Here is a 23,564-nt window from a genome sequence, read left to right as displayed (position 1 = left end):
GGAAATAATAATGAGTGTAAAACTAATAAATAATGCAAATATTTTGTTAAATGCCACGATTGACAATGAAGCAATTAGCCAAAAAAAGAAAAAAATAGCCCAAGATATAAGTAAAAATATAAAAATAGATGGTTTTAGAAAAGGTAAAGTTCCTTTAAGTATTGTTGAAAATAGATTTAAAGATAGGATTATTCAAGATAGTCAAAATGAAGCACTAAATGATTTAGTTAGAGAATCTCTAAAAGAGCTAAACATTCAATTAGATAGAATTATTGGCAATCCTATGATAACGAAATTTCAAAACAATGATAATGGTATAGAAGTAGAAGCAAAGATTGGAATCTTTCCAGATATTGATTTGAAAGATTATGAAAAATTAATCCCTGTTGTTGAATTGCAAGAAGTAAGCAATAAAGATATAGATTCCAGGATTGAAGAATTAGCAAAATCTAGTGGCGATTTAGTAGAGATTACAAAAGAGAGTTTAGAATCTAGTGATATTGCAAATATAAATTTTGAGGGATTTTTAGGCAATGAGCCATTTACAGGCGGAAAAGGTGAAAACTATGATTTAGAGATTGGCTCAAAAAGTTTTATTGAAGGATTTGAAGATCAATTAATTGGCATGAAAAAAGGTGATATAAAAGATATAAATGTCAGATTCCCAGAGAATTACAATGCCACTCATCTAGCAGGCAAAGAAGCAAGATTTAATGTGAAATTAAATGCTATAAAAGAGCGACAAGCAAGCAAGATTGATGATGAATTTGCAAAGAAAATGATACCAAACAATAAAGATGCTACTTTAGAAACTTTAAGAGAAAATATCAAAACTCAATTAGAAAATGAAAATAAAAATAAGGCTTTAAATGATTTAAAGCCAAAATTGATAGAGAATCTAATAGATGGTTTTACTTTTGATTTGCCAGATAATATTGTTGAGCAAGAAATGGATGTGATTTTTAGAAATAGTTTGCAAAATATTGATACAGAAGAACTACAAGCCTTGCAAAATGATAAAGATAAAGCAAAAGACAAGCGAGAATCTTTTAGGAATGAGGCACAAAAAAGTGTTAAATTAACATTTATTATTGATAAATTTGCAAAGAGAGATAAAGTAGCAGTTAGTGATAATGAACTTTATCAAGTGCTTTATTATGAAGCTATGATGATGGGTACTAATCCAAAAGAAGTATTAGAACATTATGAAAAAAACAATATGATACCAGCGCTAAAAATGACGATTTTAGAAAATAAGATTCTAAATAATCTATTAGAATCTACAATCAAAAAAGATTGATATAAAAGGGTAAGAAAAAAATAAAAGGTATTTTGATGAATTATATTCCTTATGTTATTGAAAAGACAAGTCGTGGCGAGCGAAGCTATGATATTTACTCACGATTATTAAAAGATAGAGTTGTGATTTTAAGTGGTGAAATCGATGATAATATCGCTTCATCAATAGTAGCACAACTTTTATTTTTGGAAGCAGAAGATCCACAAAAAGATATTTATATTTATATAAATTCTCCTGGTGGTGCTGTTACAAGTGGTTTTAGTATTTATGATACGATGAATTATATAAAGCCAGATATTTCTACTATTTGTATAGGTCAAGCCGCATCTATGGGAGCTTTTTTGCTTAGTAGCGGGACAAAAGGCAAGAGATATGCTCTACCTAATGCAAGAATAATGATACACCAGCCATTAGGTGGAGCAAAAGGGCAGGCAAGTGATATTGAGATTCAAGCAAAAGAAATTTTATATATAAAGAAAAGTCTAAATGAAATAATGGCAAAAAATACAAATCAAAGTATCAAAAAGATCTCTAATGATACAGATAGAGATTTTTTTATGAGTGCCAAAGAGGCTAAAGAATATGGGATTATTGATAATATATTGGATAAGAGTCTAAAATAAGGTAATAAATTGATAAGATTAGAAAAAAACGATTCTAAAGAAACAGAATCTATAGATTTAGATGAGAATCTTCATAACGATTTAGAAAATATTGATGACTTAAATATTGATACAAATACCAACACATCTATCGATTCTCCGCAAGCTAGTTTAGATTCTCTTTCAAATGAAGTGTTGAGTGCTTTAAGTAGCCAAAATATTCCGCCTCTTCCTGCTAATTATCAAGCGTTTTTTGAACAAATATTGGGTAAATATGATTTAGATTTTCAAAAAAAAATTTATGATTTAATTGAAACTGATACAAAAAATGATGATAGGAATATAGATTTTGAAAAAAATATTTATATAGCATTTGCTAAAACAAAAGATTTGCTTAAATGCACTTCCTCAATCTATAAAAGTTTTATTTTGATGAATGATATTTATGAACAGCTAATAAAAGCAGATAAAACAAATGTAGATTCTCAAATGCTAGATAAACTAAGGCAAAATAAAGATTACATAGATAAACAAGTTATTACTTTAAAATCACTTTATGAACAATGCTCCCACGCACTAGAAAATATAAATACAAATACTATGTATGATTCAAAATTTGATGTTTATAATAAACGATATTTTATAAAATTAGTGCAAGAAGAATCTATTGCAGTAAATAAATTTAATCACAATTCTACGATACTTATGATGGCATTGCCTTATAGTATTACACAATATTTAAACAACGAACAAATGGCGCTTGTGGTTATGAAAACGGTTGCAAAACTCTTGCTAAAAACATCAAGAAGAAGTGATATGATAGGCTATATTGGCAATGGAATCTTTGGTATGTTGCTTAAGCATTCTAATGTTGTTAGTTCAAAAAGAGCAAGTGATAGATTGATTGAATTATTGCAAAATACAAATATATTTCTTGGTAGCAATGAATTAAGCCTAAATCTAAATATAGGCATATCAAAGATTAAGCCAAATAGAAGTGCCCAAGATTCTTTAAATTATGCGATTTTAGCATTAAGACTTGCGCAGCAAAATAAAGTTAAATATGTAGTTTATAAAGAGGATGACAATGATTGAAGAAATTGTAATTTATCCAGATAGCAGGCTAAGAGAAATTTCAAAAGAAGTCGTTGAGTTTGGTAGTGCTCTAAGTCAAACATTGGATAATATGTATGAAACAATGATGGATAAAAATGGTATTGGTTTAGCAGGTGTCCAAATAGGGAAAATGGATAGAATCTTAATTGTTAATATTCCAAGAGATGACAAGATTCAATATAAAGAAGATTTAATAGAAGTGATAAATCCAAAGATTTTAGAATCTAGCGGAGAGATTTTATTTCAAGAAGGCTGTCTTAGTATTCCAAATTTTTATGAATATGTAAAAAGATATAGTTATATAAAACTTCAATATCAAGATAGAGATGGCAAGGTAAAAGAGCTTGAGGCAAATGATTATTTAGCAGTTGCCCTGCAACATGAAATAGATCATTTAAATGGTATTTTATTTATTGATAAATTATCGATTTTAAAACGTAAAAAATTTGAAAAAGAATATAAAAAACAAAAAGTTTTATAGAAATTAAATGGTAAAAAAGTTACTTTGTGCTACTAGATTTGGCGTAGGGGCAAAGATAATTGAAGTTGAATCAATATTTCAAAAAGGATTGCCTAGCTTTATTATCACAGGACTTGCTGGAAATTCTATACAAGAAGCAAAACAACGCGTAAGCGGTGCATTATCAAATAGTAATTTTGAAAGTCCAAATTTTAAAATTACAATAAATCTATCACCATCTGATATTGCCAAAAATGGCTCACATTTTGACTTGCCCATAGCTTTGCTTGTAGCATTGAATAGAGTTGATATTGATTTATCAAATTGGTTTGCTTTTGGCGAGCTTGGGTTGGATTCTACTATAAAAGATTCTCCTATTATTTATCCACTTTTATTAGAAGTAGCAAATATGTATCCAAATAGCAATGTTTTATTGCCAAAAAGTGGAGAGAATCTTTATTCAAATGTGCCAAATCTAAATATATATTTTGCAAGCAATCTAAATGAAGCACTAGATTTGATTAAAAATCCACAAAATAAATCTAAAAAATATGATTTTGATTTCAAATCTATAATATTAGATTCTGCTAAATACTATTATGATGATAATTTTAAGCTTGATTTTTATGATGTAGCTGGACAAGTTTTTGCAAAAAGAGCGGCACTAATTGCTGCTGTTGGAATGCATAATATTATATTTGATGGAAGTCCAGGTTGTGGAAAAAGTATGATTGCAAAACGAATGCAATATATTTTGCCACCTATTAGTTTTGAGGAGATGTGTGAATGTGTAAAAATAAACGCACTAAATAATAAAGATTCTATTTATTCTCCAATTCGTCCATTTAGAAATCCTCATCAAAGTAGCTCAAAAGCTTCAATTTTAGGCTCAATTATACAAAATGAAGCAAGACCAGGTGAAATTAGTTTAAGTCATAATGGAATCTTATTTTTTGATGAGTTGCCAAATTTTCATAAAAGTATTTTAGAATCTTTGCGAGAACCACTAGAAAACAATGAATTAAGCATTTCAAGAGTAAATTTAAAATTCACATATCCATCATCAATATTATTTATTGGTGCAATGAATCCTTGTCCTTGTGGGAATTTGTATAGTTTGACAAAAGAATGTAGATGTAAAGAGAGTGAAATTAAAAGTTATAGAAATAAACTATCAGAGCCATTTTTGGATAGGATTGATTTATTTGTAAAAATGGAAGAAACAAAAAGCAATGAGAGAATCTATTCCAAAGATTTATTTAATATTGTGCTTAGTGCATTTAAGATACAAAAAGAAAGAGGGCAGACAAGGCTAAATGGAAAGCTAAATGATGATGAGATTGAAAAATTTTGTATTTTGGATGACAATGCATTGGATTTGTTAAATCAAGCGATTAATAGATTTGGATTAAGCCATCGTGGAAGGGTAAAGGTGATAAAATTAAGTAGAAGCATTGCCGATATTGATAAAAGTGAAACAATAAAACGAAATCATCTACTTGAAGCATTATCTTTTAGGGCTTTATAGCTTATCATTTTTGAAAAAATTAAGTAAAATAATATAACTAAAAAAAGGAATCTGTATAATGGAATTTGAAGTAAAGTCGCCGATACTTGGGTTTGAAAATGTCAGCAGAATGAAGTTAGAAAAAATTGATGATATTTTTATGAGATTAGATAATGTAAGTGGTGACTTGCCATCATTTACTCTTGTAAATCCTTTTGCATTGAGAGAATATAGCTTTGAAATACCAACTGCAATACAAGTATTATTAGATATTGATGAGCAAAAATCAAAAAATATTTTGATTGCAAATATTATGGTTGTATATAAAGAAATCAAAGATTCAACGATTAATTTTATCGCTCCTCTTATATTTAATTTTGATAATCAAACTATGGCACAAGTTGTTTTAGATATCATGAAATATCCAGAATATAATATATCTGAACCAATATCAAAATTTTTAAAAGAAAAATAATGCAAACAATATCAATTATTGGTTATGGTAAAATGGCAAAAGCTATAGCCTGTGGTCTTAATGGTAAGTTTGCCTTAGAGATAATTGGTAGAGACAAAGAAAAAATACAAAATTTCATACAAGAAAATAATTTATTAAATACAACTTCACTTCATACTGAAAAAATAATAGATATCAAAGATAAGATTCTAATTTTAGCAATCAAGCCTTATGCGCTAGAATATTTTAAATATGAAAATCAAAGCATAGCAGTTTTTAATATTATGGCAGGTATTAGCATATCAAAACTACAGAGTATATTAGATTCTAAGTCGTATTGTAGAGTTATGCCAAATGTAGCGTCATTGATTGGCTCTGGTTTAAGTGTGCTTTATAGTGATGATATAAAGATTAAAAAACTAGCAAGTGATATTTTTGATACATTAGGAAGCAGTATTTTTGTTGATAAAGAAGAACAAATCGATAGTGCTGGTGCAATTTCAGGCTGTGGTCCAGCATATCTTGGCTTAGTAGCTGAAGCATTAATTGATGCAGGTATAAAAGAGGGGCTAAATCTTGACATATCTACTAAGTTAGTAAATGGATTGTTTGATGGATTTTCAAAATTACTTCAAGTAAAATCACCAAATTCAATTAGACTTGATACAACAAGTCCAGGCGGAACTACTATTGATGGTATTGTAGAATTAGAAAATAGTGCTACTAGAGCCGCTTTTATAAATGCAGTCCATGCAGCACATAAAAAAGCCAAAACTTTATCTTGAATGCTAGCTATCATAGGTTCGACTGCAAGCGGTAAAAGTGCCCTTGCATTTTACCTAGCATCTAAATATAAACTTGATATCTTTTCAATAGATTCTCTTAGTATTTATAAGTATATTGATATTGCTTCTGCAAAACCAAGCAAGGCTGAATTAAGCCAAATTAAGCATTATGGTATTGATGTGCTAAATCCAGATGAAAAATGTAATGCAAAATTATTTTTTGACTTGCTAAATAGCTTGTCTCAAAAAAGGTTAATTATCGTAGGAGGCAGTAGCTTTTATTTAAAATCAATAATAGATGGATTATCAAAGATTCCACAACAAAATAAAGAAATTAGCAAATATGTAGAATCTTTAAATAAATACGAAGCCTATCAATTATTGACAAAAATTGATGAAACTTACACATCAAAGATTCATAAAAATGACACATATAGGATAGCAAAGGGTTTAGAGATTTATCTTCTTACGGGTAAAAGCCCAAGTGTATTTTTTATGGAAAATAAAAAAGAAAAACTAAATATAGAAATAAAGATTTTTGAATTGATAAAACCAAAAGAAATTTTGATAAAAGATATAGAATCTAGAACTAAAGCTATGTATGAAAATGGATTGATAGATGAGGTGCAGAATCTTATTTCATCTTATCCAAGCTCACAAACGCTAAAAGCAATCGGTATAAAAGAAATCATCTCTTTTTTGGATTCTAAGATTACAAAAGAGCAAAGCAAAGAACTTATCATAAAAAACACAATACAACTAGCAAAGCGACAAAGGACTTTTAATAGGACACAATTTTGCGATATTTTTCGCGGTGATTTTGTAGAAGTAAAAAAAGCAATAGAAGAATCTCTGGATAAAAATATATAGAGCTACTAAGGCTAATAAGGATTAATCACAAAGTCTTAATATTTGGGCATTTATTTTCAAGGATAAATTAAATTAATATTGTTTTAATTTTTTAAGTGCAATTTTGCGCTTAAATCTTAAGAGCTTTTTTTGTATATTTGAGTAGATATAAAAAAGCGTATTACCTCTGTATATTCGCATTTCATTAAGAAGTGTGCAGTATAAATCATAAGAGAAAATCTTACATAAAAATTGCTTATCCAAAGATTGCGTAATAGAAAGATTAGAGATTTTATGCAAGATGAGTTTGTGATATTTTATGCTTTGTTCAAACTTTGATTTGTCAGTGCGTTGGGTTATAGAGTGGGGATTTTGTGTGTAATAATAAAGCGCAGAGCTTAGTGTTTGCACATTTTTAGCTTGACACAAAAGTGCAAGAAACGCAAAAGTATCTTCTGCCATTAGCACTTTATCTTGTAAGTCCATACTTTTTAGGGCATCAAGATAGGTGGACTTTTTGTAAGCTTTATTACAAAGATTCCAATAACATTTTTTCTGTGAAAATAGATAGAGCCAAAACTGCTTAGCGGTGAAATAGCTATCTTGCGTAAAAAGTGTGTCTTTATAAAAAGTTTTATTTTCTTGCTTAAAGAAATTAAAGCCTATAATATCAGGAGTTTGAAAATCTCTTGAAGAATCCAAAGCATTAGATAAACTCTCACAAGCATTTAAATCCAAATAATCATCACAATCTAAAAACAAAAGATATTCACCATTTGATTGTAGTGCGCCGCTGTTACGAGAGAGAAAAGGTCCAAGATTTTTTGGATTATGAAAGAGTTTTACAAAAGGATAAGTAGAGGCATATTGTTGTGCGATTGCTATATCAGCTTGCACCCCCCCCCCATATTCATTATCATTAATAATGATAACTTCAATATCTTGAAAACTTTGATTGACGCAAGAATCTAGTGCTATTTTTATGTGATGCTCTGCTTTATACATTGGCACAATGATTGAAAACTTGGGCATAACAATTCCTAAAAAAATAAATGTTATTGAAATATATTTGATTAAATATTATCTAAATATACTTCATAACACTCGATAAAGTAGCCTAAAGATATTTTGCATTCTTTATCTTTGAAGTATTAAAGAATCTATAGCTTATTAAAATAAGCAAGATTCTAGATAAAAATATTATTTATCCTATTTTAAATGGATTATCTACTACATTTTTAGTATCAATGATATATGGAATTAGTGCCATATGTCTTGCTCTTTTTATCGCTACTTCAACTCTTTCTTGCCATTTTTTTGTATTTCCTGTTAGTCTTCTTGGCATAATTTTATATCTCTCTGATAGAGAATATTTAAGCATTTCTATATCTTTATAATCGATAAATTCTAGTTTTGCTTCTGTGTATCTGCAGTATCTTTTTGAATATCTTTTTTTCTCATTCATATTATTTTCCTTTTAAAATGGTATTTCATCTTCATTTATATCAACTTGTATATTTCTTCCGTTTTCCATAGTATTTTGGCTTTGATAATCTTGCATAGAATTATTTGCATCATAGCTTGATGTATCGGCACTTTGTGCTTTACCTAGCATTTGCATATTTTCTGCTACTATACTATGTTTGCTTCGTTTGGCACCAGTTGCGTCATTCCATGTTTCTAGGGTAAGCCTTCCTTCTATTAGAATTTGTGAGCCTTTTTTTAGGTATTGATTTGCAACTTCTGCTGTTCTTCCAAATAGCTTTACATCTACAAAACAAGTTTCATCTGCCATCGTTCCATCTTGTTTTTTAAACTTTCTATTTGAAGCAAGCCCTATTGTAGCTGCAGCACTTCCACTAGGCAAATATTTTAATTCTACATCTCTAGTGAGGTTACCAACTATTATGACTTTATTAAACATAGTAATATCTCTTTATGCCTCTGTATTAGAAGATTCTGGTGTAGAATCTTGTGTTTCTTCTTGCACTTTTTGCTCTTCTATTTTGTTATCTTCTATCTTTGCTTCTTGAGGTTTAGTCTTTAATTTTGGCTTTTGTTTTCTTGGGTCTGGCTTGCCATTTGAAATATCAACTAAAGTTTGCCAAGTTTTTTGCTCTCTTTTATTTTTGTAGTTGATAACAATAAATCTTAGTATATCTTCTGTGATTCTATAATTTCTTTCTAATTCAGCAATAAGATTACTATTAGCTTTAAAATAAATCACATAATAATATCCACGTTTATTTTTTTTAATCTCGTAAGCAAGATTCCTCATGCCCATATTTATACAACCATCAATGCTAGCATCATTATTTAGTAGTATATTTTTGAAGAATTCAATTTTTGCATCGATTTCTTCTTGAGTTAGAGTAGGTTTTAAAATAAACATAGTCTCGTAGTATCGCATATTTTCTCCTTATGGATTATGCCTTAAATATATTTATTTAAAGCAAGGAATTAAAATAAAAGCAAGCATTTTATTTAATTATTGCTTGAATTTTTATTAAATTTGGTAGATAGTTTTTATCCTTACCATTGATACTAAAAAGCCGCCAATTATTTAATGTTTTAAATATTTCTAAATATTGAGATTCTCGCAGTCTTGTAGCAAATTGAACATATTTATCTTCTATATTTTTTGGTAAAGCATATCCAAGCACATCTTTTGAATTATATGTACCATTTATCTTAATATGAGAAAAAAATAGAAATAATCTATAAAAATACATATGCATTGTATTTATGATTTCCATATCAGCAATCCCGTGTTCTTCGAGTTTGATTAGAATCTTTATATACTCCCTTCTTGAGAGCATAGCATCGCATAATTCATCTATCGTATTTGTAAAAAGCCCATAGCTTAGCGTGTCAATATCAGATTTTGTTATCTCTCTATCAAAAACACTAAATTTTTGCAATTCATTGACGCAGATTCCAAGTTCTTGATTTTGTAGTTCATATAAATATGCTAAATTTATTTGATTGATATTTATTTTAAATAATTTTGCAGAATCTTGCAGGATTTCCAGCGCCTCTTTTGTATTTGGTTTGAAGAATCTAGTATTTATAAAATTATTATTATTAAAATACAAGGCTATTGCTTTTGAATCTTTTGCATAGCTTTGTGAGCCATTATTATAAAACTCTATTATTAAATAATTTTGTGGATTATTTTTTAAAATATCTAACAATTCTTTGAAATCATTATTTTTACCTTTTTTTATTTTTGTAGAATCTATTTTTATACAAACAAGGCTAGAAGTTGCAAATAGCGATTGTTGACTAAATATGTCAATTATTGCATTTTTATTATATTCATCAAAATAAAACAAAAATACATCTATATCACCATTTTTTATTATCAAATTTTTGATTTTTTTCCCATAATAATCGATTAAAAAATCACATTCTCCATATAAAAAGCTAGCTTTTGGGATGCTAGATTTTAAGAGATTATCTAAATCTTTTTTATACATTAGCTTCTATAATCTGAATTTATCTCTACATATTTATAGCCAAGATCACAGCCATACGCGATAAATTTACCATTTCCTACACCCAAATCACAAGTAATCTTAAAATCTTGCATTTGCATAATTTTTGCAGTTTTCTCTTCACTCTCAAAATATATTTTTTGACAATCATATACAATAACATCACCAATATATATTTTTAGTGTATTTGGATCTGCATAGATTCCACATGAACCAATAGTAGAAGCTATTCTCCCCCAATTTGGGTCGCCACCAAAAAGAGCAGTTTTTACTAATAATGAATTTGATAGTGCTTTTGCACAAATCATTGCTTCATTATCATTTTTTGCACCTATTACCTCAAATGCTACGACTTTAGAGCTACCCTCGCCATCTTTTAGTATATCAAGTGAGAGTTTTTTCATCACTAAATCTAATGCCATCTTGAAAGCCTCTTTGTTATAGGCATTTGATTTTTTATTTGTCATCAAAAATACACTATCATTTGTGCTTGTATCCCCATCTACACTAATTGCATTAAAAGTATTTTTAGCACAATCATTTAGCAATTCTTTCATATCATCTTTTGGTATATTTGCATCTGTTGTAATAAAACATAGCATTGTTGCCATAGCAGGATTTATCATTCCCGCACCTTTTGCCATTGCACCAATCTTAAAGCTAGAATCTTTTAAATCTACTCTAAATGCGACTTCTTTACTAAATCTATCTGTTGTAAGAATTGCATTTGAAGCATTTGTATGATTTTTGGATTCTAGATTAAATAGATTAAAGCCACTTAGGATTTTTTCTTTTGGCAAGTATTGACCAATCACGCCTGTGCTAGAAAAAATAGGATTTTTTATATTTTTAAATTTAGATTCTAGTGCGTTTAATACTTCACCTACATCATCTATGCCTTTATCGCCTGTCATTGCATTTGCATTTTTTGTATTGATTAGGACAAAATTACTTTGTTTGCCTTTTGTGTTTCTTAGATAATACTCTATTGGGGCAGCTTTAAAGATATTATTTGTAAAAATAGATTCTACATCTAGCATTGTATCACTATAAATAAATGCTAAATCAAGTGCATTATTTGCTTTTAATCCACAATGTACGCCATCACAATAGATTCCATCAACTACGCTAATTCCACCACTAAGCGGGATAATATCAAACATATTTTAATTCCTCTGGTTTTTCTTTTTTCATAATAATTCTTTTTGTCTGTCTTATATGGCTTGAATTTCCTATGATAAGCAATTTGCATTCGCTTGTTATGATTGTATCGCCTGTTGGCATTGAGATATATTTGCCATCTTTTTGCTCCATTCCAATCACGGTTGCTTTTGTCACCTCTCTTAAATGAGCTTCTTTTAATTTTTTTAGGACAAGCCAACTATATCTAGGCACTACAACTTCCTCAAGGCTTAGAGAATTTTCTTTTTTACTCATAAAGTGTTCTATGATATTTTCACTACCAGGTTGTATGATAATAGAGCTAATTCTTTGGGCGGTTAGATTTGTAGGTGAGATTATATAATTTGCACCAATTTTATTTAGTCTGCTTATTTCTTCATTGTTATTTGCGATTGATATGATATTGTAAGAATGTCGTTTTAATTCTTTTTCATATAATCTAATAGATACAATAAGTGCTATGTTTTCAGTAATATTTTTAGAAAATATAACAGCACCTTTTGCGGATGATAAGTGAGATTTTAATATCGTATCTATTAAATGTGGATCATTATTTATATAATAAGGATATCTATATTTTATCGCTTCTTTTTCAAAATCTTTATCTGGGTCAATAACTACAAATGGAATCTGTGCCTGTAAGAATTGCTCGGCTAGCTGGATTGAAAATTCATTATGATAAAAAATTACATAGTGATTTTTAAGTCTTGCTATTTTATTAATCATCTTTATTTCCTTGATTATGGATATTAGTTTTCCACCCATAATTACATTTACAACTATCGCAACACAAAATGTAATTGTAGCTGCACCAATTACCATCAAAATTGTTGTAAAAATGATAGTAATTGGACTAAATTGATGTTCTTTTAATGCACCAAAGCCTGTATTTGTAAATGTATATGTAGTTTGAAAAAAAGCTTCAATTAGTGTGTAATCTTCTAATGCTAAATATCCAAGTGTGCCAATAACTAAAAATATTTGGACGACTACAAATGGGAATCTAAAACGAGATAATTCGCTTAAGAGTTCTGGAGTTAAATCAATATCTGGCTTTTTGCTATTATCAAAGTTTAAAAACCATAATAACTTAGACATAGCTTTTAAAAGCCACTAAAATTAAGAACTTTTTTTCATAGTTCTAAGAGTAGAAGCTGCGACTTTTAATTTTACTTTACTTCCATCATCAAGTGTAACTCTAATTGTTCTTAAATTTGGATAAAGTCTATTTTTTGTTTTATTGTTTGCATGGCTTACATTATTACCAACCATAGGCGATTTACCACTAAAAAAACATTTTTTTGCCATTGAATAACCTCTAAAATTTAAAATAAACTTATTATTCTATTGATTTTATTAAAAAACTAGCTTAAATATTTTAAAGCTAGTATTTTTTATTCTTTTATTCTTTTATGTATTTCTGTAACAATATCAAATCCATTATTTAATGCATGAGCGATAGAACCACCAGATTTAAACAATAAATCTCCAGATACAAATACATTTTTTATAGAACTCTCGCAAGAGCTACTAACTATTGGCACACCAGCAGAATCTAGCTCCAATCCACATTTTTTCAAGAAATCAATAGGTGCAACTCCACCGATTGCATAGATTATTTTATCAAATACTTCAGTACTCCCATCTGTAAAATTGACTTTTGGCTTTCCATCTTGAACTTCAAGATTTGTGATATCAATGCCTAGCTTTGTTTTTAGCTTGCCTTCATCGATACTTTTATATAGTAAATCTTTGTTTGTATCATTGATTCTGCCAAATTCATTTCGTCTATAATTTAGCGTTGTATCATTGCTTTGGGCTAAAAAATATGCATATTCAACAGCAGAATTTCCACCACCAACAACAAGCACTTTGTCATTATCATTTATAGAATTTGCATTGAAAAAAACTTTGTTTCTAATATCAAGCGGAATAGGATATGATGGCTTATTTGGGACGCCCATTTTACCAATAGATATTACAATAAATCTTGCTGTTAATTCATCGCCATTTGTAGTGCGTAAAACAAAAATATCACCTTCTTGTTTTATGCTATCAACTTCTATTTTGAATCTTGCATCAATATTGTTTTTTGATAACATCTCATCAAATAAATCAAGAGTGCTTTCTTTTGTTCCATCCATAAAACGTATATTTCCACCTAAATCTACTTTTACACCTTTATAATCTTTATCAACTCTTTTTTTATCTTTATAAAATTTTCTAATTGTAGTTGAATGATTTTCACCTTTTTCAAGCAAAATAACATCATCAATTTTTAAAATCACACTCTCAACAGCAGCTGCAATCCCACCTGGTCCGCCGCCAACTATAGCTATATTGTAAATTTTATTTTCCATTTCTTTCCTTTTTATTGGTATTTTTGTATGCTTCATTTAGTTCATCTACACTATCCATTAGGATTCCTTGTGTAAATTTATTTTCATCATCAAATTGTCCGCTTCTAAGCCCCCAAAGAAATGCGATGAGTCCTAGAAGTCCCATTATAAGTGATACGCCAAGCATAATTGCAATTATTCCATTATCCAATTAAAAACCCTCTATAAAATTTATATCTTTGAAAGTGCATATTCTTTTGCTTTTTTTAGAGATTCTATGATTTTATCTACATATTTTCCACCAGCTGTGGCAAAATCATCTCTTCCGCCTCCGCCGCCACCAATGATTTTAGAGATTTCTTTTATCCATTCATTTGCTTTTAAATTATTTATATTTTTCACGCCACAGCCAATATTTATTTTGCCATCATCATTTGAAATTAAAAATATGGCTACACTATCATTATCTTTTTTTGCTTCATCAATTGCTTTTTTAATATTGATAGATTCTCCTACTTCCGCGACTATTAACTTGGTGTTTTTTATCATTTCAAAATTTAAACTTTTTAGCCCTACACCATCATCAGTCTTATTTTTCAAATCTTTTAATTTATGTATAGAATCTTTTAGTTTATTAATCCCAAGAATAATGTCGTTTTGCTTTAATAACTCTTTTGCATTATTTAAAATCTCTATATTTTCTTTTGTATAATTATATCCAGCAAGCCCACATACTGCCTCAATTCTTCGCACACCACTTGAGATTCCGCTTTCTTTTGTGATATAAAAATTGCCAATATTGGCTGTATTACTAATGTGTATGCCTCCGCATAATTCACAGCTTTCGTCTCCAAAGCTAATAACTCTAACTATATCCCCATATTTTTCACCAAATAATGCCATAGCACCTTTTGCTTTTGCTTCATTAATCGGCAAGAGTTCTATTTTTGTTTCTAAGCCAAGATTTATTATCCTATTTACTTCAAATTCAATTAATTCTAGCTCTTTTTTTGATATTGGTTTTGGATGAGTAATATCAAATCTAAGCCTATTTGATTCTACTAAGCTTCCAGCTTGACTAATATGTAAGCCTAGAATCTTCCTTAGGCTTGCATGTAGTAAATGTGTAGCACTATGATGTTTTGCAATCTCAAATCTATTTTTATCTACTAGAATCTCTATTTCATCATTTATTTTTATTTGAGATTTTATGCTAACTTCACTAATATTTAATCCAAAATATTTTTTTGTATAGATTATTTCACCTATTTTTTTATCATTTTTATATATTTCCCCATTATCACCAATTGGTCCCCCACCTTCTGGATAAAGCGGGGTTTCATCCAAAAATATATATCCATCACCTTCTAATTTATCAACTCTTTTATAATTAATATCAAGTAGGGCTAGAATCTTGCATTTTGCTTTGTTTGTGTCATATCCTATGAATTTATTTTCGCCAAATTCCTCTAGTATGCTAGCAAAATCACCATTTTTAATTTCATCGCCACTTCCTTTCCATGCGTCTCTTGCACGAGTTTTTTGTTCATTCATGTATTGCTCAAAGGTATTAATATCGATTTGTATATTTTTTTCTCTTAGCATATCTTGTGTTAAATCAAGTGGGAATCCATATGTATCATAAAGTTTAAAAGCTATTTTGCCACTAAAGATGTCTTTTGTTTTTTCTAATTCTTTTTTGAATATTTCCATTCCAGATTCTATTGTTTGAAAAAATCGCTCTTCTTCTGCTTTGCATTGATCTTGAATATAAGTTTTTTTGTCAGCTAGATATGAGTAATGATAAGCTAGATTATCACAAACCATGCCAATGATTTCGTATAAAAACGGCTTTTTTAAACCAAGTAAATATCCGTGTCGCACAGCACGACGCAAGATTCTCCTAAGAACATATCCTCGCCCTTCTTTATCAAAATTTACACCTTGTGCTAAAAGAAAAGCAATACTTCTTGAATGGTCAGCTATGACTCTATGTGAAGCTTTGAATTTGTCATTATATGGTTTATTTGTGATTTCTACACTTTTGTTTATAAGTGGCATAAATAGACTTGTATCAAAATTATTAGTTTTTCCCTCAAGTAATGCAACAATCCGCTCTAATCCCATTCCTGTATCAATACTTGGCTTTGGTAGAGGATGTAGAGTGCCATCTTTATCTCTTTCATATTGCATAAATACAAGATTCCAAATCTCTAAAAATCTATCTCCTTCACCGCCAAAATAGTCTTCTTTTGAGTTAAAATTTTCTTCCCCTTGGTCTATGTATATTTCACTACAAGGACCACAAGGTCCGATATCTCCCATTTGCCAAAAATTATCTTTATCTCCAAATCTTTTAATTTTCTCTTTTGGTAGATATTTTTCCCATATAGCAAATGCTTCATCATCACTTTCATGGACGCTTACATATATTTTTTTAGTATCAAATTTAAGCTCTTTTGTGATAAATTCAAATGCAAAAGAAATCGCATCTTCTTTAAAATAATCACCAAATGAAAAATTTCCAAGCATTTCAAAAAGAGTATGATGCCTTGCTGTATATCCTACATTTTCTAAATCATTATGTTTTCCACCTGCGCGAATGCATAACTGCGAGCTTGTAGCTCTTTTGTTTTTTGGGGCTGGAATCTTGCCTGTAAAAATATCTTTAAATTGCACCATTCCAGCATTTGTAAATAATAAGCTAGGGTCATCAGGAACAAGTGGCATACTACTATAAATCTTATGCCCTTTGTTTTCAAAAAATTTTAAAAATTTGTCTCTTACATCAATCATATCAACTCTTTTTGGCTTTCTTCAAGGAAAGATTTTACAAAAAATGTCCTTAATCTCTAAAATTTATGTTATTAATTATTAATTGCGTTTCATTAAATTTATTTCTAGTAATATTAAACCTTATATCAACATTTTTATTTAACCATTCATTTTTATTATTAAATAAGATTCCATTTCTAATTATTCTATTTTGGCTAAATTTCAATCTTTGGTGTTCTTTGTTTTTACCAAATAAAGTGGAATCTACTATCAAAACATCACTAGCATAAAATTCTATTTTCTCATTTCCAATGCCATATGGCTCATAAGATTCTAAAACTGCTAATAATTCATCATTAATATCGCATAATTTAGTATAAATTTCTTCTTTGTTTTCATTTGCACAATCTATTATGCAATTTTTATCCAATTCTTGCATAAATTTATCTAAATTTTCTAGTGTTAGACTAAGCCCTACAGCTCCACTATGACCACCAAAGCCAAGTAATAAATCTTTGCAATGTTGGATTGAATGTATTAGATTTATCCCACCTCTTGCTCTACCAGAGCCTTTTAAGATTCCATCTTTTAGACTTAGGCAAAATGCACTCATATTGAATTCTTCTGCAAGCTTTGATGCTACGATTCCTAGCACTCCTTCATGCCAATTTTCTCCATAGCTTAAAATAAAGTTTTTATTTTTTTTTGGATTTTTTAGTGCGATTTGCGTGATGTCATTTTGTATATTTTTTCTCTTATTGTTTATCTCTATTAATTGCCTAAATAGCATATCATTCTTTATTAGATTCTGCTCTCTAAAAAAATCTAGTGCGATTTTTGCATCTTCTAATCTACCGACACTATTTAGCGTCGGTGCAATATTAAAGCTAATATTTTGTGTATTTATTTCGCCATAAATATTTTTAAAAGTTTTAAATGCTGCAATGTTTGATTTTTTTATATTTTCAATTCCATGTTTAAACAAGATTCTATTTAGCGACGTTAGTGGCATCATATCAGCTATGATTGCTAAAGATAAAAATGGAGTATAGCTATCAAGCTTGATATTTTTACTAAGTTCATTTTTAATCCCACCACATAGATAAAATGCCACTACTGCCCCGCATATATCTTTTTGTATAAAATTACAATTTTGTTGATTTGGATTTATTATAGCTGCTGCATCTGGAAGTATTTCTTTGCCATTTTCTATTAAAGGTTTGTGATGGTCAGAAATAATTAGAATCTTATTTAAAGATTTGCAAAAATTAGCTACTTCAAATGCACTAATTCCATTATCAACGGTGATATAGACATCTGCATCAAGTTCTTTTACTATATCAATATTTATTCCATATCCATCAATAAAGCGATTTGGAATCTTAAAAATGATATTTTCATATCCCAAATCTTTAAAAAAATTCTCCATTATGCAAATAGAAGTTATACCATCTACATCATAATCCCCAACAACAGCGATTTTTTTATTTTGCAAGATAGAATCTTTTATAATTTTACTTGCTTCTTTCACTCCAAAAAGAGTATCAAAATATGGTATTTGATTTATCTTTTTAAAAGTATTTAAATTTCTACTTTCTAAAATATCAGTAACTTGTTTTAAAACGCTCATCTTTACTATTTTTATATTGTTTTGCTTGTTTTATAAATTCTAATATTATAGGATTTGGATTCTGTAATTTTGAAGTAAATTCTGGGTGGAATTGCACTCCAACAAACCATACATGATCTTTTAGCTCTATTGTTTCAATTAGCCCATTTGATTGACCGCTAATAATTATCCCATTTTCTTCTAGAATCTCTTTATATTTTATATTTGCTTCGTATCTGTGGCGATGTCGTTCATAAATTGTAGATTTGTTATATGCTGCATGGATTTTTGTATTTGGCTTTAAATCGCAAGGATATTCTCCAAGCCGCATTGTTCCGCCCATAGGTGAAGTATGTGTCCTAAACTGCTTTTTACCTTGAAAATCGATAAAATCTTCTATTAGATAAATAACTGGCTCTTTTGTGTTTTTGTCAAATTCTACACTTTGTGCATTCTTCATATCTAATACATTTCTGCAAAATTCTATTATTGCAAGTTGCATTCCAAGGCAGATTCCAAGAAATGGAATATTATTAACTCTAGCGTATTTTGTAGCTAAAATCTTACCTTCAATGCCTCTTTCACCAAATCCGCCAGGTATCAAAATAGCATCAATATCGCCTAATTCAACATTGATATTGCTAGAATCAAGCAGTGAGCTATCAATCCATTTTATATTGATCCTTGTATCAGTGTGTGCTCCGCTGTGAGTTAGGGCTTCTGTTAGGGATTTGTAAGATTCTTTTAAATCAAGATATTTGCCTACAAATGCTATTTTCACATCGCTATTTGGAGAGATTATTCGTTTCACTAAAAAATCCCATTCATCCATCTTAGGAGTTATTTGATAAGTGAGGTTAAAATATCGTGATATTGGGCTAAGGATATTTTCTCTCATTAAATTTAGAGGTACTTTATAAATACTATCACTATCTTCTACTACAATCACGCAATCATCATCTACATCGCAACTTAGAGATAATTTTTGTTTTAAATCTCTTGATAGTGGCTTTTCGCATCTTGCAAGGATTATTTGTGGATTTATCCCTATTCTTCTTAACTCTTGGACAGAATGCTGTGTTGGTTTTGTTTTTAGCTCACCTGCTGCTTTTATAAGTGGTATGAGTGTAACATGTATGCTAATTACCATACCATTTCCAAGCTCGTGCTTTAGCTGACGCATTGCCTCTAAGTATGGCATACCCTCTATATCACCAACTGTCCCACCAAGCTCTACAATTAAAAATTCACTTCCAATACCGGCTTCTTTGATCCTACTTTTGATTTCATCAACAATATGCGGGACTATCTGTATAGTTTTTCCAAGATAAAATCCACTTCTTTCTTTTTCAATGACTGATAGATATACCTGTCCTGTTGTAAAATTATGTTTTTTTGAAAGATTCATATCCAAGAATCTTTCATAATGCCCCAAATCCAAATCTGTTTCTGCACCATCATATGTCACAAAAACTTCACCATGTTCTAAGGGGCTCATTGTTCCAGGATCTACATTTATATAAGGATCGATTTTTAGTATTGAGACTTTATGATTTGCATGTTTTATTAATGTGGCAATAGAAGATGAAGATATTCCTTTACCAAGGGAGCTTAAAACTCCCCCTGTAACAAAGATATATTTTGTTTGCATTTATTTTTGTTTTGATTTTTTATACTCTAAGATTATTGCATAAGCTTCATCTTTTAATCTTAATTTTTCCTTTTTCATTCTATCAATTTCAAATTCATCTATATATATAGCACCTTTTTCAGCTTCTGCGATCTTTTCATCAAGCTCATTGTGTTTATCAAAAATCTTTGTAAAGTGAGCATCTGTCATCTTTAGCTCTGTTATTTCTTCCCTATATTCGTGTAACATAGAATCCTCCTTAAAAATTTATGTGAATTATACTTAAGATTATTTTATGAAATATTTAAACTAGAATCTTTCCTTCTATCCTTGAAGTTTCTACATTGCTTGATGTTACTTTTGCTTTTATTATTGAAAATCTTTGGTATTTTTTAGCTAAAAAGCTTTTGTCTAAAAAGATTCTTGCATTTGAGCCAAGAATCTTTGCTTTTATTTCATCTTTTGTTTGTGTGATTATGCAATCTAATATATCACCTACTTTGTAGAATCTAGCAAATTTTCTATCATTAAATTCAAGCTCTAAATTTGCAATATCTTTTTCTAAAAAATTTAATCTAGCACATATTGCCTCTAGATTTTTGCCTATATAATTTATCTTTTTTTGATTGCAATGTAATATTTCTTTTAAGATTCTATGCACGATTAAATCGCTATATCGTCTAATTGGTGATGTAAAATGCGAGTATGAAGAAAAACCTAGTGCAAAATGTCCGCTATTTTTTGGTGAATATTTTGCTTTTGGCAAATAAGTGATGATTATTTTATCTACAATCTCACTTAAATCTTGTTTTTTTGCGATATTTTGCAATGCGTAGATATTATCTCTTAGGCTTAATTTTTTATTAAACTTAATATTTCCTTCTTTGTCTAAAAATGATAAATCACTAAATAATGATTTTAGGTTGATTTCATCTATTTCATCGTGGATTCTATAGATTCCACAATATTGTTCTAGCATTTTTGCACTCTCTTTATTTGCAAGTAACATACATTCTTCTACTAAATGATTAGAATCTAACTCGCATTTTTGGGTGATATTTTTGATCTCAAAATTAGAATCTAGCTCTAGTTTTATTTCTTTATTTGCAAAATCAAGTCCATTTTTTAGACGATTTTTGCGAATCTTTGAAGTGATAGAAAAAAGCTTAGAAAAAAGATTGTTTTTATCTTTTAATATGTTGTTAAATTCATCATAAGTGTAATTTTTTGATACTTTTATTATACCTTCAAATAGCTCACTTTGTGATACTTGCATAGTTTTTTTGTTGATTTTTAATTTCCAAATAAAGCTTAAGCGATTTTGTCCTTCTTTTAGCGAACATAAATCATTGCTAAGTATATCTGGCAGCATTGGTATTACTTTGTTTGGAAAATACATGCTAAATCCTCTATTGAAAGCTTCTTTATCGATCGTAGAATCTGGTGGGACATAATAGCTTACATCAGCTATTGCCACATAAAGATAAGTGCCATCAAAATACAAAGCATCATCAAAATCTTTTGCATCATCTGGATCAATGCTGATAAATGGCAAATGAGTTAAATCAATCCTATCTGGATAATAGCTAGAATCTAAATTTGATTTAAAACTATTGCAAAAAGATAGAGTTTCATTGCTAAAAGATTCTACTTTGTTGTGCATCAAAAGCACGATTAAAAGATCATTTTTGGCTTCATCTAACATGCCTAAGACATTTAGTATTTTTAGATTTGTCAAATCAATTTCAAATAGGCAATTTAGCGGAAGTGCATTTAGTGATTTTTGTGATACTTTTATAGGAATTATTTCACCATTTTTTAGATTGCATATTTTTAGATTGTTATTAATTTTTTTTAAAATTCCAATACCTTTTGTATTTTCTCTTTTTAGAATCTTAATTATTGTCGCTTTTGGTCTTTTGTCCTTATTTGATTTTTTTCTTGCAAGGACTAAATCATTATTACAAAGATGGGTTTTACCTAGAATCTTATAGTCTTTTTTACTTTCTTTTAATGGCTTTAAAAAATATAAATTTTTATTTTCTATTGCATCGATGTAGCCTATGATAAATTTATCTTTTAGTTTGAATGATTTTTTTGTGTATTCTATTGCATTCATAGAATCTAAGTCTTTAAAAATTTGAATTTTATTTTTTGGTATTTCACTTATTCCAAATATAAGATTTAATAAAAATTTATCCATTTTTATAGCAGCTTTTTTAAAAGTTAAATATCTATGATTTATATCAAATTATTTAAAAAATCTTTTATAAGTGGAATAAAATTTAAAATAAACTATAATCCACGCACATTTACAATATCAATATTAAGGAATATAAAATGGCTTTAATGGTTTATTATGATAAAGATTGCGATTTAAATCTAATCAAAAGTAAAAAAGTTGCAGTTATTGGCTTTGGTTCTCAAGGACATGCACATGCAGAAAATTTACGAGATTCTGGAGTTAGCGTTGTAATTGGTCTTGCAAATAATTCTAAATCAAGGGCAAAAGCAGAGGCTAAAAATTTTAAAGTGCTAAGTGTAAGTGAAGCTACAAGAGAGGCAGATGTCATTATGATTTTAATTCCTGATGAACTTCAAGCAGATGTATTTAATGATGAAATTCTACCAAATTTAGCTCCTAGCAAGACTATTGCATTTGGACATGGATTTAATGTGCATTTTGGGCAAATTGATTTTCCAAAAGATGTAAATATAATTATGGTAGCACCAAAAGCTCCTGGGCACACTGTTAGAAGTGAATTTATAAAAGGTGGTGGAATCCCAGATTTGATTGCTGTTGCAAATGACTATGATGGAAATTCAAAACAATTAGCATTAAGCTATGCAAGTGCTATTGGTGGCGGTAAAAGTGGTATTATTGAGACAACTTTCAAAGATGAAACTGAAACAGATCTATTTGGCGAGCAAGCAGTGCTTTGCGGTGGTGTTACAAGCCTTGTAAAAGCGGGATTTGAAACACTTGTAGAGGCTGGTTATCCTGAAGAGATGGCGTATTTTGAGTGCTTGCATGAGTTAAAACTCATCGTTGATTTGATTTATGAGGGTGGGCTTGCAAATATGAGATATTCTATTTCAAATACTGCAGAATATGGTGATATGGTAAGCGGTCCTAGAGTGATAAATGCAGAATCTAAAAAGGCTATGAAAGAGATTTTGCGCGATATTCAAGAAGGACGCTTTGCAAAAGACTTCATTTTAGAAAGAAAAGCAGGTTATGCAAGAATGAATAGTGAGAGAAAAAATCTTTCTTCCCATAAGATAGAAGAAGTAGGTGGAAGACTTAGAGCTATGATGCCTTGGATTGGTGCAAACAAGCTTGTAGATAAAGATAAAAATTAAAAACTATAACAAAGAAGGGAGAGAGTAAGCATATATGCGGTGGATAATCATAGGCATTGTGCTTTTAGCTATGTTTTTTATATTTAAAATTTCAAA

General features: G+C 29.3%; 24 protein-coding genes. 9 read left to right on the top strand and 15 right to left on the bottom strand.

The window, feature by feature from the left end; all coding sequences use genetic code 11:
- Nucleotides 1-10 precede the first annotated feature (10 nt).
- The 8 genes from tig to miaA are packed head-to-tail and all read left to right on the top strand — an operon-like array spanning nucleotide 11 to nucleotide 7,094.
- The gene (gene tig, locus CQA42_RS03480; protein WP_258865551.1) at nucleotides 11-1,300 is read left to right on the top strand and encodes a trigger factor; all 1,290 of its coding nucleotides are present in this window, start codon (nucleotides 11-13) and stop codon (nucleotides 1,298-1,300) included.
- Between the two features lie 35 nt (nucleotides 1,301-1,335).
- On the top strand, nucleotides 1,336-1,923 hold the full coding sequence (clpP, locus tag CQA42_RS03475) for an ATP-dependent Clp endopeptidase proteolytic subunit ClpP (protein WP_181881486.1): 588 nt from the start codon (nucleotides 1,336-1,338) through the stop codon (nucleotides 1,921-1,923).
- Between the two features lie 9 nt (nucleotides 1,924-1,932).
- Complete coding sequence (locus tag CQA42_RS03470; RefSeq protein WP_115583305.1) at nucleotides 1,933-2,997, top strand: diguanylate cyclase domain-containing protein; 1,065 nt, start codon at nucleotides 1,933-1,935, stop codon at nucleotides 2,995-2,997.
- On the top strand, nucleotides 2,990-3,499 hold the full coding sequence (gene def, locus CQA42_RS03465; protein WP_115583304.1) for a peptide deformylase: 510 nt from the start codon (nucleotides 2,990-2,992) through the stop codon (nucleotides 3,497-3,499). The genes CQA42_RS03470 and def overlap by 8 nt, the downstream gene beginning before the upstream one ends.
- A 7-nt stretch (nucleotides 3,500-3,506) precedes the next feature.
- Entirely contained in the window at nucleotides 3,507-5,006 is a 1,500-nt protein-coding gene (locus CQA42_RS03460; protein WP_115583303.1) for a YifB family Mg chelatase-like AAA ATPase, read from the top strand.
- Between the two features lie 58 nt (nucleotides 5,007-5,064).
- Nucleotides 5,065-5,460, top strand: coding sequence for a flagellar assembly protein FliW (fliW, locus tag CQA42_RS03455; RefSeq protein ID WP_115583302.1), 396 nt, complete (start codon nucleotides 5,065-5,067; stop codon nucleotides 5,458-5,460).
- Complete coding sequence (proC, locus tag CQA42_RS03450; protein ID WP_115583301.1) at nucleotides 5,460-6,224, top strand: pyrroline-5-carboxylate reductase; 765 nt, start codon at nucleotides 5,460-5,462, stop codon at nucleotides 6,222-6,224. The genes fliW and proC overlap by 1 nt, the downstream gene beginning before the upstream one ends.
- Nucleotides 6,225-7,094: a tRNA (adenosine(37)-N6)-dimethylallyltransferase MiaA gene (gene miaA, locus CQA42_RS03445; protein WP_115583300.1), complete on the top strand. Its 870-nt coding sequence runs from the start codon at nucleotides 6,225-6,227 to the stop codon at nucleotides 7,092-7,094.
- 72 nt (nucleotides 7,095-7,166) lie between these two features.
- Here miaA and CQA42_RS03440 read toward each other — a convergent pair whose 3' ends face one another.
- The 15 genes from CQA42_RS03440 to CQA42_RS03370 form a co-directional block, all read right to left on the bottom strand.
- Nucleotides 7,167-8,105 (bottom strand): glycosyltransferase family A protein, encoded by a 939-nt coding sequence (locus CQA42_RS03440; protein ID WP_115583299.1) that lies wholly within the window; start codon nucleotides 8,103-8,105, stop codon nucleotides 7,167-7,169.
- A gap of 172 nt (nucleotides 8,106-8,277) precedes the next feature.
- Nucleotides 8,278-8,538, bottom strand: coding sequence for a 30S ribosomal protein S18 (rpsR, locus tag CQA42_RS03435; RefSeq protein ID WP_115583298.1), 261 nt, complete (start codon nucleotides 8,536-8,538; stop codon nucleotides 8,278-8,280).
- Nucleotides 8,539-8,550: 12 nt separating this feature from the next.
- Entirely contained in the window at nucleotides 8,551-8,997 is a 447-nt protein-coding gene (locus CQA42_RS03430) for a single-stranded DNA-binding protein (RefSeq protein ID WP_115583297.1), read from the bottom strand.
- 12 nt (nucleotides 8,998-9,009) lie between these two features.
- The gene (gene rpsF / locus CQA42_RS03425; RefSeq protein WP_115583296.1) at nucleotides 9,010-9,483 is read right to left on the bottom strand and encodes a 30S ribosomal protein S6; all 474 of its coding nucleotides are present in this window, start codon (nucleotides 9,481-9,483) and stop codon (nucleotides 9,010-9,012) included.
- 70 nt (nucleotides 9,484-9,553) lie between these two features.
- Nucleotides 9,554-10,552 (bottom strand): DNA polymerase III subunit delta, encoded by a 999-nt coding sequence (gene holA / locus CQA42_RS03420; RefSeq protein WP_115583295.1) that lies wholly within the window; start codon nucleotides 10,550-10,552, stop codon nucleotides 9,554-9,556.
- A complete protein-coding gene (gene argJ, locus CQA42_RS03415) occupies nucleotides 10,552-11,733 on the bottom strand; it encodes a bifunctional glutamate N-acetyltransferase/amino-acid acetyltransferase ArgJ (protein WP_115583294.1) in 1,182 nt (393 codons plus the stop codon). Before argJ ends, holA begins: the two co-directional genes overlap by 1 nt.
- Nucleotides 11,726-12,850 carry a TrkA family potassium uptake protein gene (locus CQA42_RS03410; protein ID WP_115583293.1) on the bottom strand — a complete coding sequence of 375 codons (1,125 nt, stop codon included), beginning with the start codon at nucleotides 12,848-12,850 and terminating at the stop codon, nucleotides 11,726-11,728. Before CQA42_RS03410 ends, argJ begins: the two co-directional genes overlap by 8 nt.
- 21 nt (nucleotides 12,851-12,871) lie before the next feature.
- Nucleotides 12,872-13,060 carry a 50S ribosomal protein L28 gene (rpmB, locus tag CQA42_RS03405; protein WP_115583292.1) on the bottom strand — a complete coding sequence of 63 codons (189 nt, stop codon included), beginning with the start codon at nucleotides 13,058-13,060 and terminating at the stop codon, nucleotides 12,872-12,874.
- Between the two features lie 86 nt (nucleotides 13,061-13,146).
- Entirely contained in the window at nucleotides 13,147-14,112 is a 966-nt protein-coding gene (locus CQA42_RS03400) for an NAD(P)-binding domain-containing protein (RefSeq protein ID WP_115583291.1), read from the bottom strand.
- Entirely contained in the window at nucleotides 14,102-14,302 is a 201-nt protein-coding gene (ccoS, locus tag CQA42_RS03395) for a cbb3-type cytochrome oxidase assembly protein CcoS (RefSeq protein WP_115583290.1), read from the bottom strand. The genes CQA42_RS03400 and ccoS overlap by 11 nt, the downstream gene beginning before the upstream one ends.
- Nucleotides 14,303-14,322: 20 nt before the next feature.
- Nucleotides 14,323-16,884 (bottom strand): alanine--tRNA ligase, encoded by a 2,562-nt coding sequence (gene alaS, locus CQA42_RS03390; RefSeq protein ID WP_181881499.1) that lies wholly within the window; start codon nucleotides 16,882-16,884, stop codon nucleotides 14,323-14,325.
- A 52-nt stretch (nucleotides 16,885-16,936) separates the two neighbouring features.
- On the bottom strand, nucleotides 16,937-18,496 hold the full coding sequence (recJ, locus tag CQA42_RS03385; RefSeq protein WP_115583288.1) for a single-stranded-DNA-specific exonuclease RecJ: 1,560 nt from the start codon (nucleotides 18,494-18,496) through the stop codon (nucleotides 16,937-16,939).
- Nucleotides 18,471-20,126 carry a glutamine hydrolyzing CTP synthase gene (gene pyrG / locus CQA42_RS03380; RefSeq protein ID WP_115583287.1) on the bottom strand — a complete coding sequence of 552 codons (1,656 nt, stop codon included), beginning with the start codon at nucleotides 20,124-20,126 and terminating at the stop codon, nucleotides 18,471-18,473. Before pyrG ends, recJ begins: the two co-directional genes overlap by 26 nt.
- Nucleotides 20,127-20,354 (bottom strand): YdcH family protein, encoded by a 228-nt coding sequence (locus CQA42_RS03375; RefSeq protein ID WP_115583286.1) that lies wholly within the window; start codon nucleotides 20,352-20,354, stop codon nucleotides 20,127-20,129.
- 55 nt (nucleotides 20,355-20,409) lie between these two features.
- The gene (locus tag CQA42_RS03370) at nucleotides 20,410-22,308 is read right to left on the bottom strand and encodes a ribonuclease R family protein (protein ID WP_115583285.1); all 1,899 of its coding nucleotides are present in this window, start codon (nucleotides 22,306-22,308) and stop codon (nucleotides 20,410-20,412) included.
- A gap of 137 nt (nucleotides 22,309-22,445) precedes the next feature.
- Here CQA42_RS03370 and ilvC point away from each other — a divergent pair, with 137 nt between their 5' ends.
- Complete coding sequence (gene ilvC / locus CQA42_RS03365) at nucleotides 22,446-23,468, top strand: ketol-acid reductoisomerase (RefSeq protein ID WP_115583284.1); 1,023 nt, start codon at nucleotides 22,446-22,448, stop codon at nucleotides 23,466-23,468.
- Nucleotides 23,469-23,564: the final 96 nt, after the last annotated feature.

Origin of the sequence: Helicobacter sp. MIT 99-5507 (assembly GCF_003364295.1) — a bacterium.
In the GTDB taxonomy this organism is placed as follows: domain Bacteria; phylum Campylobacterota; class Campylobacteria; order Campylobacterales; family Helicobacteraceae; genus NHYM01.
Note: the sequence above shows the minus strand (reverse complement) of the source record. Positions and strands in the feature narration are given on the sequence as shown.

Bases quoted from the DNA above. Each gene is read 5' to 3' on its own strand.
- tig (WP_258865551.1), top strand. From the start codon at position 11: ATGAGTGTAAAACTAATAAATAATGCAAATATTTTGTTAAATGCCACG.
- clpP (WP_181881486.1), top strand. From the start codon at position 1,336: ATGAATTATATTCCTTATGTTATTGAAAAGACAAGTCGTGGCGAGCGA.
- def (WP_115583304.1), top strand. From the start codon at position 2,990: ATGATTGAAGAAATTGTAATTTATCCAGATAGCAGGCTAAGAGAAATT.
- CQA42_RS03460 (WP_115583303.1), top strand. From the start codon at position 3,507: ATGGTAAAAAAGTTACTTTGTGCTACTAGATTTGGCGTAGGGGCAAAG.
- fliW (WP_115583302.1), top strand. From the start codon at position 5,065: ATGGAATTTGAAGTAAAGTCGCCGATACTTGGGTTTGAAAATGTCAGC.
- proC (WP_115583301.1), top strand. From the start codon at position 5,460: ATGCAAACAATATCAATTATTGGTTATGGTAAAATGGCAAAAGCTATA.
- miaA (WP_115583300.1), top strand. From the start codon at position 6,225: ATGCTAGCTATCATAGGTTCGACTGCAAGCGGTAAAAGTGCCCTTGCA.
- CQA42_RS03440 (WP_115583299.1), bottom strand. From the start codon at position 8,105: ATGCCCAAGTTTTCAATCATTGTGCCAATGTATAAAGCAGAGCATCAC.
- rpsR (WP_115583298.1), bottom strand. From the start codon at position 8,538: ATGAATGAGAAAAAAAGATATTCAAAAAGATACTGCAGATACACAGAA.
- CQA42_RS03430 (WP_115583297.1), bottom strand. From the start codon at position 8,997: ATGTTTAATAAAGTCATAATAGTTGGTAACCTCACTAGAGATGTAGAA.
- rpsF (WP_115583296.1), bottom strand. From the start codon at position 9,483: ATGCGATACTACGAGACTATGTTTATTTTAAAACCTACTCTAACTCAA.
- holA (WP_115583295.1), bottom strand. From the start codon at position 10,552: ATGTATAAAAAAGATTTAGATAATCTCTTAAAATCTAGCATCCCAAAA.
- argJ (WP_115583294.1), bottom strand. From the start codon at position 11,733: ATGTTTGATATTATCCCGCTTAGTGGTGGAATTAGCGTAGTTGATGGA.
- CQA42_RS03410 (WP_115583293.1), bottom strand. From the start codon at position 12,850: ATGTCTAAGTTATTATGGTTTTTAAACTTTGATAATAGCAAAAAGCCA.
- rpmB (WP_115583292.1), bottom strand. From the start codon at position 13,060: ATGGCAAAAAAATGTTTTTTTAGTGGTAAATCGCCTATGGTTGGTAAT.
- CQA42_RS03400 (WP_115583291.1), bottom strand. From the start codon at position 14,112: ATGGAAAATAAAATTTACAATATAGCTATAGTTGGCGGCGGACCAGGT.
- recJ (WP_115583288.1), bottom strand. From the start codon at position 18,496: ATGAGCGTTTTAAAACAAGTTACTGATATTTTAGAAAGTAGAAATTTA.
- pyrG (WP_115583287.1), bottom strand. From the start codon at position 20,126: ATGCAAACAAAATATATCTTTGTTACAGGGGGAGTTTTAAGCTCCCTT.
- CQA42_RS03375 (WP_115583286.1), bottom strand. From the start codon at position 20,354: ATGTTACACGAATATAGGGAAGAAATAACAGAGCTAAAGATGACAGAT.
- CQA42_RS03370 (WP_115583285.1), bottom strand. From the start codon at position 22,308: ATGGATAAATTTTTATTAAATCTTATATTTGGAATAAGTGAAATACCA.
- ilvC (WP_115583284.1), top strand. From the start codon at position 22,446: ATGGCTTTAATGGTTTATTATGATAAAGATTGCGATTTAAATCTAATC.